Source organism: Paenibacillus sp. FSL R7-0340 (genome assembly GCF_038002205.1).
GTDB classification, from domain to species: Bacteria; Bacillota; Bacilli; order Paenibacillales; family Paenibacillaceae; genus Paenibacillus; species Paenibacillus polymyxa_B.
The window spans coordinates 4,806,987-4,820,936 of sequence record NZ_JBBOBY010000001.1; the positions used below are offsets into that span (position 1 = coordinate 4,806,987).

A 13,950-nucleotide genomic window follows, 5' to 3' on the forward strand; every position below is an offset into this window, starting at 1 on the left:
TATTTTATCCTCTTGAATTTATATTTTTATGATAATTATGGAGCAGGACAAAAAAGACACGACTCAACTGTGCCGTGTCTTGCTCATTCTTCTTCAATTAAGTTTGGACAGACCATTCTTCCAGAGACAGTCCTGGATCAGCCTTCATATCCAATGAGGTAAATTCTCCGCGCTTCCATTTGGCGTAGGCCGCAGCACCGATCATCGCTGCATTATCTGTGCAATATTTCATCGATGGTACAAGCAGCTCAATTTCTTCGCGCTCACAGCGCTCCCGCAATGCTGTACGCAGTCCGCGATTAGCAGCCACACCGCCACAAAGCAGGAGCTGCTTCGCACCGTATTCACGCATGGCACGAATCGCCTTTTCCACCAGCACCTCGACGACCGACTCTTGAAAGCCTCTTGCGATCGCTCCGACATGAACAGTTTCTCCGCGCATTTTCGTCTGGTTAATTACATTCAGCACTGCAGATTTCAAACCGCTAAAGCTAAAATCATAAGAATCCGGCTCCAACCATGCACGCGGCAAAGTAACCACTTCCTCCGATTCATGAGCTATACGATCCACATGCGGACCGCCGGGATACGGAAATCCAATGGCTCTCGCTACTTTGTCGTAGGCTTCTCCAACCGCATCATCCCTTGTACGACCAATGAGTTGAAAATGACCCTCGGACTCCATCAGCACCAGCTCTGTATGTCCTCCTGACACAACTAGAGCAATGCACGGATATACGATATCATGCTCCAGCTGATTGGCATAAATATGTCCCGCGATATGATGCGTCCCGATTAACGGCTTGCCGAACGCCAAAGCAGCGCTCTTAGCGGCGACAATACCAACCAGCAATGCACCAACCAGTCCTGGTCCTTGTGTCACGGCAACCGCCGAAATCTCGCGTGGGGTAATTCCTGATGTTTGCATGGCCTCGTCCAGCATGTAGGTGATGCTCTCCACATGTTTGCGTGAAGCCACCTCTGGCACAACACCACCAAAGGCTTTGTGTGTTTCAATCTGACTGGAAATCAGATTCGAGAGCACCTCTGTGCCATTTTTCACGACAGAAACAGCCGTCTCATCACAACTCGTTTCCACTGCCAGTATATAGCAAGGCTCGCCGGAGGCGGAGCCTGTACCTACTTTTTCCTCTTGCATCATTGCTTCTGCACGCTTCCTTCCTGTTCACCGGATGCCCCATGCGCGGGAAGATCCGCCCACATGATCACAGCATCCTCGTTATTATCCGAGTAATAGCCTTTGCGCACACCTGCGGGCTTAAAGCCTTTTTTCTCATACAAGCCTTGAGCGATCTGGTTCGTTACCCGCACCTCCAGCGTCATACGTTCCATCCCTAAATAAGAGGCGGTCTGCATCAGCTCATCCAACAGCTTGTCTCCAAGCTTACGTCCGCGATAAGCCTCACGAATCGCAATATTCGTAATATGGGCCTCATCCATAATCGTCCACATGCCTGCGTAACCAATGGCTTGTCCGTCTAGTTCCATAATCATATATTTAGCGAAATGATTCATCGTCAGCTCATTGCGGAATGCTTCCTCTGTCCACGGTAGCGTGAACGCTTCATGCTCAATCTCCAGCACATCGGGAATATCATTCAGTTGCATCAAGCGAAACTCAAGTTTCTCTTCCCGCTGTATGTTCTTTGCCATGTTGTTCACCGCTCTCTTCAGCGCTGGCGAAGCAGATTGGCTTCCGCCTCCGCCAGCTGGGTATAATTAGGAACCAGCGTATGTAGCTCGTCATGTTCTTGACGAAGCAGCTTATCCGCCCCAAGGCGGCCAACCCATCTTCCTTCCAGCTCATAAGGTACGCTACGAAGCTCGCTCCAAGCACGCAGGCGCTCGGCTGTTTCGGCGTGAACCGCCGTTTCACCGACTAGCCAAATGACTGGAGGACGCTCTTCAGAGGGCAAAGACTCCAGCCGTTGCAGCAGGTCATCGGTCCAAGCAGTCATCAACCGGATTGCATCTGGCTCCAGCCGTTGCGGACTCTCGACGTCGTCAACTGTACTCACGGCGAACAGCCCCGTGTAAACCTGACCACGGCGCGCATCCAGTACGGGCACAATCCAGTCTGCTGCCTGTGCTCCGGACGAACCGTTATTCACAGACTCATTTTTATCTTCTTGTCCCTTCATCTCGATGCCGCGATTCCAACCACCCCACGCCAAAGCATGCAAAGTGGATATGGACGTCACCGGGATACCCCAGGCCCAAGCGAGTGTTTTGGCTGCGGTCACCGCAATCCGGATACCGGTATAAGACCCCGGTCCAACACCAACTGCAATACCGTCTACATCATCTCGTGTCAGCCCTTCTTCATTCAGCAGTCGTTCCAGCTCGGTAATCACATGCACGGAATGATTACGTTCGCCATAGACGTTGCTTTCTCCCAGCAATTCTCTTCCGTTCATCAGAGCGGCCGCCATCACGGTCGTCGCTGTATCTAACGTCAAAAACCGCTCACGCGGCTTTACATTCACATCTGTATGCTCTCTTTGCATGGTTCAAACTCCATTCTCCCGCAAACTGCGGCACCATTGTTCATAAGGCTCGCCGTACCCGGTCAGGTGAATCAAGCGCTCCCCGACATCCGTTGTTTCTATATACATGTGAAGCCGCTGCTCCGGCAATATATCCGGTATAATACTACCCCATTCCACCAGACATACTCCTGTCCCGTAAAAATATTCGTCCAGCCCGAGATCCTCCGCCTCGTCCTGGGAAATCCGGTACACATCCATATGATACAAAGGCAATCGGCCCTCGTACTCCTTAATAAGGGTAAAGGTTGGACTATTTACGATGCCCGGCACACCTAAATGGCCGGCAAAAGCCTTGGAAAAAGCAGTTTTGCCCGCTCCCAGATCTCCATCCAGCACAATTACCGTTCCGGGAACCGCTTTGGCTGCCAAAAAACCTGCCAATGACCCGGTCTGTGCCTCTGAGACAGAACGGAACGTAAACTGCTCCTGCGAAATTGTCATATATTTTAATCACCTTTCGTCCGAATCGGACCGTTCCAACTTGTTCTTTATTATATAGTTCACCTTATGTCGCCGCAAGGCATGAAGACATGCTATTGTAAGTTAGATGATACACACAGGGAGGGATTGAAACGATGGGGCAAACCGTTTTACTCATGATTGATGTTCAGCAGGCTATGTTCATGTATGATGAGAAGCTGTATCGTGAACAGGAAGTTGTAGCACATTTGCAGCAGCTTTTGGACAAAGCCAGAGCTACAGGTACACCGGTGATTTTTGTACAGCATACCGATGAAGCGGATGAGGATTTTCGGGAAAACAGTGTAGGCTGGGCCATCGCCGACGTGGTGCGTCCTCTTCCTCATGAACGAATTGTCCGTAAATCATCTTGGGACAGCTTCTACCAAACTGAATTGGGCCATGTGCTAAAGGAACTGGGGGCCGATCAACTCGTAATCGCGGGGATGCAGACCGAGTTTTGCCTCGACACGACTTGCCGAAGCGCCTATAGTCTGGGATACCATAACAACGTGCTCGTATTAGATGCGCATAGTACATTTAATAGCAAGGTGCTGAGCAGTGAACAAATTGTAGCGCATCATAATGGGATGCTTGGCAATCGTTTTGTGCGTTTACTCGCGACAGCGGATGTACATTTTTCGTGAGTTGTTGAAGTTTTATGTTCCAAGCCGATTGCTTTCAAGCAAGTCGGCTTCTTTTATTGTTCATACGAAAAAACCGCCCTTTCAAGTGACACCGTTAACAAGAAGCAAGCTGGCACAATATAACGAAGATTATGAATATTGAAAGGCAAATCCGTCTTCAGAACATTCTGGAGGCTTTTTTTATTTCCCAGCGATGAGTTAGATGATATTTGCGAGGAAAACTTTTTCACGTATGGATTGTAACTTTCATTTTTAACAGAAAATTCAATTTATGATCATGATTTTCAGAAAAATTAAGAAATTAACAGAAAACGTTAGAATGGCCTAATTATTGTGGCCTATATGGCTCTATAAACATCTGTACATAGATATGTGTATATTTTTGAACATTGAGCAAAATCTGCATTAGAACTATGATGAAACTGGTTTTAATTTCCAACGAGAGAAGGCGATCGAACCCTCACACTCACTGTCTTAGGCACCATGATATGCCCGCAAGCAAATGTATCTTGCAGTCGCTACATCTCGTAGGTTAAGAACGGAAATTACGAATTGAAGTGCAATCATGGATGTATTGTGTCTTGAACACAACGAAAGGAATGTGAGTTTTTAATGAAAAAAGTAGCTTTAGTAAGCCCGTTGAGAACAGCGGTCGGCTCTTTTAACAAAACCCTTGCGCCTCTAAGCGCTCCTGAACTGGGAGCAACTGTGATGACAGCATGCCTTCAGCAAAGTAAATTAGAGCCTTCTTTGATTGATCAAATTTATTTGGGAAATGTTCTTCAGGCGGGCAATGGCCAAAATCCTGCCAGACAGGCGGCACTAAAAGCCGGTATCCCTATTGATGTACCCGAAACAACGATAAACACGGTTTGCGGTTCAGGACTCCATGCCGTTGCTTTAGCCTACAATTCAATATTGGCGGAACAAGGCAACATCGTCTTGGCCGGAGGCATGGAGAGCATGTCGAATGCCCCTTACCTGCTAAGGAATGCAAGAAACGGCTACAAACTTGGCAACGGTGAGTTGGTAGACTCCCTGGTGGCCGACGGTCTTACGTGCCCGATCAACCATTACCATATGGGAATTACCGCAGAAAATGTTGCCGAGAAATATGGAATTTCAAGACTTGAGCAGGATGAATTTTCCTATCAAAGCCAGATAAAGGCCGTAGAAGCTAAAAACAAGAAGCTTTTTGAAGAGCAGATTGTTCCAGTCATGATTAAAAACAAAAAAGAAACTATTTCTTTCACGGAGGACGAACACATAAGAGGAAATACAACGAAAGAAAAACTTTCTCAATTAAAACCTGCCTTTAAGGAGAACGGAACAGTTACCGCCGGAAATGCTTCAGGAATCAATGATGGCGCGGCGGCTATGCTTGTAGTGTCGGAAGACAAATGTAAGGAACATGCGTTAAAGCCGTTGGCATATATCAAGGGTTATTCACTTGTTGGCGTTGACCCTGCATATATGGGAATGGGACCGGTGAAGGCCATTTCGTCACTTCTGAAGCAACAGGGAATGTCTATTGATGACATCGATCTTTTTGAAATTAATGAAGCGTTCGCCGCACAAGCACTAGCGGTATTGAAAGAGCTTGGAATCAATCCTGAGAAGGTGAATGTCAATGGCGGCGCGATCGCGATCGGGCATCCTGTCGGTGCAAGCGGTGCTAGGGTATTGGTTACGCTGGTTCATGAAATGGTGCGAAGATCTTCACGTTACGGCATCGCCTCGCTATGCATCGGAACGGGAATGGGAATAGCGATGCTAGTTGAAAATGCACTCATTTAAAGTGCGAGTTCAGGATGACTTTTAGAACTATCTCTTAAAAGGAAGGGAGATCGCTATGAATCAAAAAGATGTACTTTCACTCCAATCCATGCCTGCGGCCAGCGGCAGTTATGGGCGCCCGCCATGTCGCTTCATCAACCGGGAATTTTTCATCATTACCTATGAATCCGATCCCGCTGCGATTAGACAGGCGGTCCCGGAACCTCTTCAGCCGGATGGAAGCAATACCGTTTCCTATGAATGGATCAAGATGCCCGATTCATCCGGGTTAGGAAGCTATGAGGAAAGCGGTATTGTCATTCCGTGTACTTTTCATGGAGAACCCTGTAATTTTGTTGCCCAAATGTATTTGGATAACGCGCCTGCTATTCTGGGAGGACGTGAAATCTGGGGATTTCCGAAAAAATGGGCGAAGCCTCGCTTGATCGTTGAGGAGACGGAAACGCTGACGGGTACATTGCATTACAACAACGTCCTGGTGGCCACGGGAACCATGCCTTTCAAATATAACATTCTTGATGAAAAGGAAACGGCTAAAGCCATCGCAAAAACGCAAGTTAATTTGAAATTAATTCCTGATGTTGACGGTACCCCTAAAATTGCTCAGTTGGTAGCGTATAATCTCGAAAACATTACGGTTAAAGGCGCCTGGTCAGGGCCTGCGAGGTTAAGCTTGATTCCCCATGTCAACGCTCCTGTGGCAGATTTGCCGGTAAAAGCTTATATTGGCGGAAAACATTTTATTGCCGATTTAACGCTTCCATATGGAAGAGTCCTCTATGATTATCTCCAATAAAGTTGCTTTCCTAAAAATATATATATAAGGAGAAGGAACCATGAATAACAAAGTAATCTCCGCTGAAGAAGCAGTTAAGCAGATCAAAGACGGAGACACGGTGATGGTCGGAGGTTTTCTGGCAGGAGGCTTTCCGGAGGAACTTGTACGTGCGCTTGTCGACACCAATCCCGCCAGCAATCTTACGATTATATCCAATGATACAGGCACACCGGAATTATCTATCTATAAGCTTGTAAAAAGCGGCAGAGTAAAGCGGATTTTTGCATCCTATATTGGCTCTAATCCGGAAACGGGAAGGCTCCTGATGACGAAAGAAGCGGAGGTTCAACTCTTCCCGCAAGGTACGCTCGCTGAAAAAATACGTGCAGGAGGAGCAGGCTTGGGCGGTGTTTTAACGCCTGTAGGTGTAGGCACCATTGTAGAGGAAGGAAAAAAGAAAATCCAAATTGACGGGAGAGAATATTTGCTCGAACTGCCGCTCAAAGCGGATGTGGCGCTAATCAGAGCTCATAAGGCTGATGAAGCGGGAAATCTTGTCATCAACGGCTCTTCACGTAACTTCAATTTGGTAATGGCTACAGCGGCAGAGTATGTAGTTGCTCAGACAGACGAATACGTAAAGACGGGAGAAATTGACCCCAATCATGTCAACGTTCCCGGAATATTTGTCGACGCAATTGTAAAGGTGGGTGAAAACGCATGAATAACAGAGAATTCATTGCTCGAAGAATAGCCCAGGAATTTAAAAATGGCGAAGTTGTCAACCTTGGTGTTGGAATGCCTACAATGGTGGTAGACTATATCCCCGAAAACATTCATATTATGCTGCAGGCTGAGAACGGAATCCTCGGTGTAGGCCCAAAAGCGACTCAGGGGAAAGAAAGACTCGATTGTATCGATTCAGGCGGAAACTATGTTACAACTATGGAAGGAGCTTGCTTTTTCGACAGTTCGCTTTCATTTTCTATCATCCGTGGAGGGCATGTAGATATCACCGTGTTGGGCGCCCTGGAGGTCGATGAGAAAGGCAACCTTGCAAGCTGGATGATCCCAGGGAAAAAGGTTCCGGGCATGGGGGGAGCCATGGATTTGGTGGTCGGAGCCAAGAGAGTGATTGTAGCCATGGAGCATGTGAACAAAAATGGAGCGCCGAAAATACTGGAACAATGTAAACTACCCCTGACCGCTGTAAATGTTGTAAAGACCATCGTAACCGAAAAGGCTGTCATCGATGTTATTCCAGGTAGTGGGCTGATGCTGAAGGAAATTGCGCCGGGTTTATCGGTGGAAGACGTTCAATTGGCAACTGAGGCTAAACTGATGATTTCACCACATTTAAAGGCCATTGCAGTATAAAGTCATGTAAAGGAACCAACTCCACCTTCAAATTAACTTGTCTGGCGTTTAACTTGTTCCCTCGACTGTATTCATTATTACAAATAAGGTTCGCTAATTGCTCATTGAGCAATTGCGAGCCTTTTAGGGTTGAAGCGGGATCATTCAAGCAGCATTCTACGATGAAAGCCTACAGCTGTCCAAGATCTTTCTAAAGCTATACCCCATACTATGGGAAAAATCTGGTTTGGTGCCCCTCTTCTATTGTTCTTCCAGACGATCCACACGGACGGTTTGGGTATTGCCGGGTCTGCTACCTATCTGTACCGTTGCCATACCGTTTGCTTGGTCTACATGCTCAATCCAGATCGGTTTACCATCCAATTGTACGGCAATATTTTCGGATGAATCATAAATAGCTTTTGCTCGTTCCACGTTCATGTTATTCTTCCCCTCCTGTTTGTTGTTGTGTGCATTCATTCAGAAATATAGTTCACCTAGTCTTCATCTATAATCCGTTCAACGTCTAATGAAGGGATGCTATGAGAAGGCGAAGTTGAAACTACAGCCTCCAAATCCACATGAGCCACAGCTACGGGAAAAGGCGGACGGATTCCATGTGAAAGAGCGAACTCGGGCGGCAATGCATCCTGTTCGCCTCCAGCCGGGCCCCGAAAGGCGATTTGGCTTTGACCCACACGATGCCTGATTTGCTGAGGATAGGATTTTCCGGACATAAATTGTGTACCCCCTTTTGAATCGGATATGCCTTACTATGTACCAAAATTGCTGTAACCATGCGCATGCGGGAGCAATTCGCAGTCTTCATTCACAACTCATACAAATCCTTTGTACGAAGCATAAAAATGATTTGCTCACAGCCAAGGCGTTGGAATCGAAGGATGCAGATGCGGATAGCTCATCACTATGCGATGCTCGGTAATCGTTTAGTGCGTTTGCTTGCGACGACGGATGTACATTTTTCGTGAATTTAAACATAAAACAGCCCCAGCTTCTCACGAAGACCGGGGCTATCTATGATTCCATCCCATAAATGAGGTGCGTATTATTTTTATGCTTTAGCTGCCCAAATTTCAATTTCAATTTTTATTTCAGGCAATCCTAGAGCAGTAAGGTAGCCGAAATCGACCTCGTCATTTTTAAATTTTTCTACCGTTTCTTCTAACCATTTTTAGGCAGACTCCACCAATAAAAATGATTTTAGAAAAAAACAGCAGTAGAGTATCCATATCCAAAAGATATAAAGTTTAATGATCTTTTCTTCATGACATGAACACTCCTTTCTTATAAAATGTCAAAATCGTTGGTTATCCCTTATCTTAATATAACTAATGTAACTTAACAACTTCATATCATTGTGTTATGCGATGTAGTCATACCTCAGAATGCAGATTAGTTGGCTTGCTCTTTTCTTTACACCTCATACATTCCTTTCTCCGAAGCATACTAAGTGAAAAATCTAAGTGAAAAATGGATATGCTCACAGCCGAGCGTTGGAATCGAAGGATACAAAATGCGGATTAAAGAAAAGGAGGAGCGGCGGTATGCATACGGTCTGGAAAGGCGCGATCAGTTTTGGGCTGGTTCATGTGCCCGTTAAAATGTTTTCTGCGACTGAGGATAAGGACATTTCCATGCGTTATATTCACAAGGAGTGTGGAAGCCCACTTAGCTATGTACGAAAGTGTCCCGTTTGTGACAAGGAGGTCGAATGGGAGGAAATTGGAAAAGGATACGAATATGAAAAAGGAAAATTTGTCATGTTCGACAAGGAGGAACTGGAGCAAGTTAGCGGACAAGCGGATAAAAATATTGTTATTTTAGATTTTGTGGATTTGCAGGAAATTGATCCGATTTACTTTCAGAAAACGTATTATCTGTCCCCGGATCAAGCTGGCTCCAATGCGTATAAGCTGCTCATGAATGCGATGAAGGATACCGGGAAAATCGGGATTGCCCAAATCTCCATCCGCTCTAAAAGCAGCCTGGCGGCTATTCGGGTGTTGGATGAATGTTTGGCGGTGGAGACGATGTTTTACCCCGATGAAATTCGCCCCATTGCTCAAGTGCCTAACTTACCGGGGCAGGAGGAGGTTAAAGAGAAGGAGCTGACCATGGCAAAAATGCTAATCGAGCAGCTATCTACACCTTTTGATGCAGCAAAGTATACGGATCAGTACCGCGAGCGTCTGCTGGATCTCATTCAACATAAAGTGGCTGGTGAAGAGGTGCGAATCGCCCCAACACAGCCTCAGACCAATGTAGTAGATTTAATGGCCGCCCTTCAGGCCAGCATCGAGGCAGTGCAACCTGTCGTTACCGATCCCGGCCCTGCTGCGAAAAAACGCCCTGCGCGTAAACCAGCGGCCCCAACAGCACAGCAGGCTGTTGCAGGCGAGAACATCTCTCCGACTCCAGTCAAAAAGAAAAGAAGCACTGCCAAACGTAAAGAAACTTAAGCTGAGTTACAGAAAAGTCTGGTTAAGGGGTGGCGGTGACACTGCTTTGATACGATAGTAGCTGACTGAACGCCCCCCGCTCCTCTTGTTCCAGTTGGTGGTAGTTCCCCTGCTGTATGACCTCGCCTTGATCCAGTACGACAATTTGATCCGCATGTCTGATGGTTGACAGGCGGTGAGCAATGACGATCAACGTCATTTGACCTTTCATCCGTTCCAGTGCTGCCTGAATTGCGGCTTCATGCTCACCATCCAGCGCACTTGTCGCTTCATCTAGTATAAGTACCGAAGGATGATGCAAGACAGCCCGTGCTAATACTAGCCGTTGACGTTCTCCTCCAGACAGACGAATCCCGCGATCTCCAATTACTGTGTCCAGCCCTTCGGGCAATCTGGATACAAAGTTGTCTGCGGCGGCAAAATGTAACGCCTCCCATAGCTGCTGCTCACTAGCATCCTTATCTGCCAGCATCAAATTTTCGCGGACAGTCGCGTGAAATAAAAATGGGTCTTGTGACACGTAGCCAAACGACTGCCGCCACTGGAGCAACAATTCGTCGTCCAGAACAAGCCCGTCTATTGTAATCTGCCCCCCAGTTGGACGTAAAAAACCCATCAGGACATCGACCATTGTACTTTTACCTGCTCCCGATTTCCCTACAATGGCTGTCATTCCCCGAGCGGGTATGAACAAGTTAATATGACGCAGCGCAGACTCTGCTGCACCATCGTAGCGATAATCCAGATGGCTGCATTCGATCCCATGACGAAGGGACAGGGGTTGCCGTACAGATGCAGATACAATCAATGACGGATCTGTGAAAGCTTCGCACTCCTGTTGCACCTTGGTGACACTCTCAAAAGCGGAGATCATAGACATGATGTATTCCAGACTCGCTTGAATAAGAGCAAATCGGGGCCATAAGCGTGAAAATATAAGAATCAGCACAATCAGTTTTTCAGGAGTAACATGCAGCCACTGCAGCGATGTAAATATGACACAAGCGACAAAAACAGCTGCCGCTGTACGATGAAAAAACTGTGTGGTCGCATTTTGCCGGACAAATTGGGTCGTATTATCCTCCATGCGTTGTGTCAGGGAGCGAAACCAATGGATATTCGCCGCTTCCAACAGATTGCTTTTAATATCTTTCATGCCGTTCATGTGATCCGTAATCCCAGCAAAATAAACCTGCGACAGCTCAGTGGTACGATCACCTAATTGTTTGGCATTTCGAATGGAGCGGCGGAACACGACAAACAGCCCCAATCCACTCAGAAATACCAGCCCGGTTAAAGAGGGGGATAACCAAAAAGCCAACGCAATCTGGATCATCGTAAACATGACAGCAGTAGTCAGTTGAAGAAGCAAATTCGTTCCCTGACTGACACGCGCCAGCTCGGTCGTCATCACATGGCTAAAATCAGATTTACGCTGACGCAAATAAAATGCCCACTGCGCCTTCATAAAGGAAGTGTACACGTCTATTCGCAAAGAGCGCATAAAACGCTGCTGAATCCGCGAATTCAGGATGGATTGGTAACGCTGAAGCAAAGCCTGCCCTGTAAGCAGCACTATAAAAACCATCAACATCCCCGGCAACAGCCAGCTTTTAGGAATGAACGGCAAAAAATGTTCCAATCCACCAGACAGAAATGGCATCCCTGAATGACCAACAAATACGCCGATAGCCGCCAGCATAGGAACAAGCATATAAATGCCAAAACCCTCCAGCAGGCTGACAATGATCATACATCCAATATTGAGAAATAACGCACCGCCGTTCACGCTATACAGCTTTGTCATATATAATCGCAGGTGAACCATAATGCACACTCCTTATCGAGAGTCAGTGCTTTGAAAATCGCCGCTTCAGCCAAAGAAATGGACGTAAAGGGATATACAAAAAATGCAGCTGGCGAGGCAGTGGAAAAACGGCCGAATCCCCCGTAGAAGGAAACAAACGGCTGATGAGGTACCATAGTCTGTGTCTTGGCTCTTTTAAGGAAAGCAAGTAAGTGCGGCTGACCGGCTGATGGGCAGCCGCCGTGTTTCTGGTCATGACTTGGCTGGAGGCGACAGCTGGAGTAATGGGGGCACAACGGGTAGCATTGCTCATCGGGCTATGGTCGTCGTTACTGGCATCTTCCGTGATGCTAGTAACGCCACTGGTGGCAAGCATGGCTGCTTCGCCACAGGTACCGCATACTGAAACACCGCCATCCGGAGGGGCGGCCTCCGCTTGCTCCGCCAAAGCTCTGCTATGTAGCAGCTCTGATGGAGCAAGCCTACCTGTACTCGGCCCGTGGGCAATCGGGTACGGTGCGGGAACGCTGGCCTGCATGAAGGCCAGCGCGCTCAGCGCGAGCCTGTGCGCCTGCCGGGTAGCCGATGCCGGACGCATCGGCTCCGGTATCGGCGTACCCAACAGCGCAGCGGCGAGTGCCCAAGCCTGCCCCCCAGCAGGCAGGCCCCCGTAGCGGCGCATCATCGGCAGTAGCGCCTCCCAATCGACAGCACATACCGCAAGCCTGTCGATGTCAACCAGCCAGCGTAGCCTGAACCAGCCGTGACGCGCACCATGCGCGCTCAAGTACAGAAATTGATGCTCGCTGCCCAGCGTATACATACAGGACGTCATCACAGTCCTGTTGTCGGCAGATCCCAATGGTACCTGCCGACTGGCTCCTGCAGCTTTGCCCATTTTCCGGCAGTTCCACAGCTCGTCAAAAGAGGGTTCCCCACCCCCATCCGGGTGAAGCCGCCAATGCAACTCAATCTCTACCCGTTTTTGCGGATGGAGGTAGGATGCATGATGGTCCTTCCATTTCCAACTACCAAGGACACGCACTTCTCCGCTCTTGGACGCATATCCGGCTTCCTTCATCCAATGCTCAGCCTCATCCATATCGTCAGGGGCAATGAGTAAATCTATATCCTTGGAGGTACGCAGAGAAACATCCCCGTACAATTGCTGCGCCAGAGCAGGACCCTTCAACATAAGTACACGAATTCCATGAGCTATGAAGAGCCTGGTCAGACGCTCGGCTTCTGCTTGAAGATGGAGCATGCGAAGCGTGTTTCGATGATACTGCGCCTGAAGGTTTCGCAACAATTCTGCGGGAACGAACGGATGATTCAATGTTTTCAGTTGGAGATACACCGTAGGTACCACTCGATGGTGCTCGGTCAGACGTAAAAAGCGGACCCAATCCATCTCTCGCAGCTGGGTAGCAGCAGTCTTATCCTGCCAATGAGAAACGTCTTTCCCCAATAGAGAGAGTAACAACGTTAATTCTTGATCCTCATTCCAATTCGCAAGTTCCAAAACAGACTTGGTGGGCATGCATTCTTCTCCTTCTTGTCTCATCGCATTAAAGCAAAGAACCGCCTTTATCTTTCATTTTTTGTATTTGTAGCCATCACAGCACGTCTCCCGAATATCCCCACCACCGTAAATGCTTCCATTTCCCGTTTCCCCGTAACATAAATCGGTCCGCTACGTACCCATGCATGTGCGGCCAAGCGTCCAGCGGCATTTTTGGCTGTGCCCAGATACAGCGTGCAGTCCAGTTTTCTGCGCCCCAGCAACGTCATCGCCGCAGCGGCTTGTACAAGACAACTACTGCGCCAAGGAGTATAACGGCTTGCCAGCTCCACAGCGTGCGAAATCTGCTGAATGCACTTCTCCTGCCTGACATCACACTTCCATGGAGTTTCTTCCATACATATGCCCCAAACCCTTGAGTAATCCCCAAAAGAACGACGCTGGCGCAACCTCGCCCATCCCAGCTCCAGCCAGGCTTCCGGCAACAATCTCCTAACCTCTGGAGACAGGAGAAGAAGCCGTTGTATCCGCATG

At 48.0% G+C, this 13,950-nt stretch carries 15 protein-coding genes; 6 read left to right on the plus strand and 9 right to left on the minus strand.

Translation table 11 applies throughout. From position 1 onward, the window contains the following. Window positions 1-97: 97 nt before the first annotated feature. The 4 genes from tsaD to tsaE are packed head-to-tail and all read right to left on the minus strand — an operon-like array spanning window position 98 to window position 3,011. Window positions 98-1,162, minus strand: a complete 1,065-nt coding sequence (gene tsaD / locus MKX59_RS21530; protein WP_076264372.1) for a tRNA (adenosine(37)-N6)-threonylcarbamoyltransferase complex transferase subunit TsaD — start codon at window positions 1,160-1,162, stop codon at window positions 98-100. After that, window positions 1,159-1,674 carry a ribosomal protein S18-alanine N-acetyltransferase gene (gene rimI, locus MKX59_RS21535; RefSeq protein ID WP_023987470.1) on the minus strand — a complete coding sequence of 172 codons (516 nt, stop codon included), beginning with the start codon at window positions 1,672-1,674 and terminating at the stop codon, window positions 1,159-1,161. The genes tsaD and rimI overlap by 4 nt, the downstream gene beginning before the upstream one ends. 17 nt (window positions 1,675-1,691) lie before the next feature. Then, the gene (gene tsaB / locus MKX59_RS21540; protein ID WP_076264373.1) at window positions 1,692-2,528 is read right to left on the minus strand and encodes a tRNA (adenosine(37)-N6)-threonylcarbamoyltransferase complex dimerization subunit type 1 TsaB; all 837 of its coding nucleotides are present in this window, start codon (window positions 2,526-2,528) and stop codon (window positions 1,692-1,694) included. 3 nt (window positions 2,529-2,531) lie between these two features. Beyond that, the gene (gene tsaE / locus MKX59_RS21545; protein WP_023987468.1) at window positions 2,532-3,011 is read right to left on the minus strand and encodes a tRNA (adenosine(37)-N6)-threonylcarbamoyltransferase complex ATPase subunit type 1 TsaE; all 480 of its coding nucleotides are present in this window, start codon (window positions 3,009-3,011) and stop codon (window positions 2,532-2,534) included. Window positions 3,012-3,145: 134 nt separating this feature from the next. Between tsaE and MKX59_RS21550 the strand changes: the two genes are divergently transcribed. The 5 genes from MKX59_RS21550 (at window position 3,146) to MKX59_RS21570 (ending at window position 7,628) form a co-directional block, all read left to right on the plus strand. Then, window positions 3,146-3,676, plus strand: a complete 531-nt coding sequence (locus tag MKX59_RS21550; RefSeq protein ID WP_076264374.1) for a cysteine hydrolase family protein — start codon at window positions 3,146-3,148, stop codon at window positions 3,674-3,676. A 612-nt stretch (window positions 3,677-4,288) separates the two neighbouring features. After that, window positions 4,289-5,473, plus strand: a complete 1,185-nt coding sequence (locus MKX59_RS21555) for an acetyl-CoA C-acetyltransferase (RefSeq protein ID WP_028543085.1) — start codon at window positions 4,289-4,291, stop codon at window positions 5,471-5,473. A 55-nt stretch (window positions 5,474-5,528) separates the two neighbouring features. Continuing rightward, window positions 5,529-6,269 carry an acetoacetate decarboxylase gene (locus MKX59_RS21560; RefSeq protein WP_023987465.1) on the plus strand — a complete coding sequence of 247 codons (741 nt, stop codon included), beginning with the start codon at window positions 5,529-5,531 and terminating at the stop codon, window positions 6,267-6,269. Window positions 6,270-6,309: 40 nt separating this feature from the next. After that, window positions 6,310-6,975: a CoA transferase subunit A gene (locus tag MKX59_RS21565; protein WP_023987464.1), complete on the plus strand. Its 666-nt coding sequence runs from the start codon at window positions 6,310-6,312 to the stop codon at window positions 6,973-6,975. Beyond that, window positions 6,972-7,628 (plus strand): 3-oxoacid CoA-transferase subunit B, encoded by a 657-nt coding sequence (locus tag MKX59_RS21570; RefSeq protein ID WP_023987463.1) that lies wholly within the window; start codon window positions 6,972-6,974, stop codon window positions 7,626-7,628. Before MKX59_RS21565 ends, MKX59_RS21570 begins: the two co-directional genes overlap by 4 nt. Window positions 7,629-7,868: 240 nt before the next feature. Here the strand turns inward: MKX59_RS21570 and MKX59_RS21575 are convergent, their stop codons facing one another. Both MKX59_RS21575 and MKX59_RS21580 read right to left on the minus strand, forming a co-directional pair. Continuing rightward, window positions 7,869-8,048, minus strand: coding sequence for an H-type small acid-soluble spore protein (locus tag MKX59_RS21575; RefSeq protein WP_023987462.1), 180 nt, complete (start codon window positions 8,046-8,048; stop codon window positions 7,869-7,871). Window positions 8,049-8,104: 56 nt separating this feature from the next. After that, window positions 8,105-8,344 carry a hypothetical protein gene (locus tag MKX59_RS21580; protein WP_023987461.1) on the minus strand — a complete coding sequence of 80 codons (240 nt, stop codon included), beginning with the start codon at window positions 8,342-8,344 and terminating at the stop codon, window positions 8,105-8,107. A gap of 828 nt (window positions 8,345-9,172) precedes the next feature. Here MKX59_RS21580 and ku point away from each other — a divergent pair. After that, window positions 9,173-10,087, plus strand: coding sequence for a non-homologous end joining protein Ku (gene ku / locus MKX59_RS21585; RefSeq protein ID WP_013309197.1), 915 nt, complete (start codon window positions 9,173-9,175; stop codon window positions 10,085-10,087). A 22-nt stretch (window positions 10,088-10,109) separates the two neighbouring features. Here the strand turns inward: ku and MKX59_RS21590 are convergent, their stop codons facing one another. From MKX59_RS21590 to MKX59_RS21600, 3 genes are read right to left on the minus strand one after another with little or no spacing between them, the layout of a single operon-like run. Then, entirely contained in the window at window positions 10,110-11,915 is a 1,806-nt protein-coding gene (locus MKX59_RS21590) for an ABC transporter ATP-binding protein (protein WP_069081005.1), read from the minus strand. Window positions 11,916-11,937: 22 nt separating this feature from the next. Next, the gene (locus MKX59_RS21595) at window positions 11,938-13,434 is read right to left on the minus strand and encodes a nucleotidyltransferase domain-containing protein (protein WP_340858918.1); all 1,497 of its coding nucleotides are present in this window, start codon (window positions 13,432-13,434) and stop codon (window positions 11,938-11,940) included. 47 nt (window positions 13,435-13,481) lie between these two features. After that, window positions 13,482-13,949, minus strand: a complete 468-nt coding sequence (locus MKX59_RS21600; RefSeq protein WP_076264376.1) for a lasso peptide biosynthesis B2 protein — start codon at window positions 13,947-13,949, stop codon at window positions 13,482-13,484. Window position 13,950: the final 1 nt, after the last annotated feature.

Excerpts from the sequence above, each read along its gene's own strand:
- MKX59_RS21595 (WP_340858918.1), bottom strand. The coding sequence starts at position 13,434 with ATGCCCACCAAGTCTGTTTTGGAACTTGCGAATTGGAATGAGGATCAA.
- tsaE (WP_023987468.1), bottom strand. The coding sequence starts at position 3,011 with ATGACAATTTCGCAGGAGCAGTTTACGTTCCGTTCTGTCTCAGAGGCA.
- MKX59_RS21590 (WP_069081005.1), bottom strand. The coding sequence starts at position 11,915 with ATGGTTCACCTGCGATTATATATGACAAAGCTGTATAGCGTGAACGGC.
- MKX59_RS21555 (WP_028543085.1), top strand. The coding sequence starts at position 4,289 with ATGAAAAAAGTAGCTTTAGTAAGCCCGTTGAGAACAGCGGTCGGCTCT.
- MKX59_RS21600 (WP_076264376.1), bottom strand. The coding sequence starts at position 13,949 with ATGCGGATACAACGGCTTCTTCTCCTGTCTCCAGAGGTTAGGAGATTG.
- MKX59_RS21580 (WP_023987461.1), bottom strand. The coding sequence starts at position 8,344 with ATGTCCGGAAAATCCTATCCTCAGCAAATCAGGCATCGTGTGGGTCAA.
- MKX59_RS21560 (WP_023987465.1), top strand. The coding sequence starts at position 5,529 with ATGAATCAAAAAGATGTACTTTCACTCCAATCCATGCCTGCGGCCAGC.
- MKX59_RS21565 (WP_023987464.1), top strand. The coding sequence starts at position 6,310 with ATGAATAACAAAGTAATCTCCGCTGAAGAAGCAGTTAAGCAGATCAAA.
- MKX59_RS21570 (WP_023987463.1), top strand. The coding sequence starts at position 6,972 with ATGAATAACAGAGAATTCATTGCTCGAAGAATAGCCCAGGAATTTAAA.
- ku (WP_013309197.1), top strand. The coding sequence starts at position 9,173 with ATGCATACGGTCTGGAAAGGCGCGATCAGTTTTGGGCTGGTTCATGTG.
- MKX59_RS21550 (WP_076264374.1), top strand. The coding sequence starts at position 3,146 with ATGGGGCAAACCGTTTTACTCATGATTGATGTTCAGCAGGCTATGTTC.
- tsaB (WP_076264373.1), bottom strand. The coding sequence starts at position 2,528 with ATGCAAAGAGAGCATACAGATGTGAATGTAAAGCCGCGTGAGCGGTTT.
- rimI (WP_023987470.1), bottom strand. The coding sequence starts at position 1,674 with ATGGCAAAGAACATACAGCGGGAAGAGAAACTTGAGTTTCGCTTGATG.
- tsaD (WP_076264372.1), bottom strand. The coding sequence starts at position 1,162 with ATGATGCAAGAGGAAAAAGTAGGTACAGGCTCCGCCTCCGGCGAGCCT.
- MKX59_RS21575 (WP_023987462.1), bottom strand. The coding sequence starts at position 8,048 with ATGAACGTGGAACGAGCAAAAGCTATTTATGATTCATCCGAAAATATT.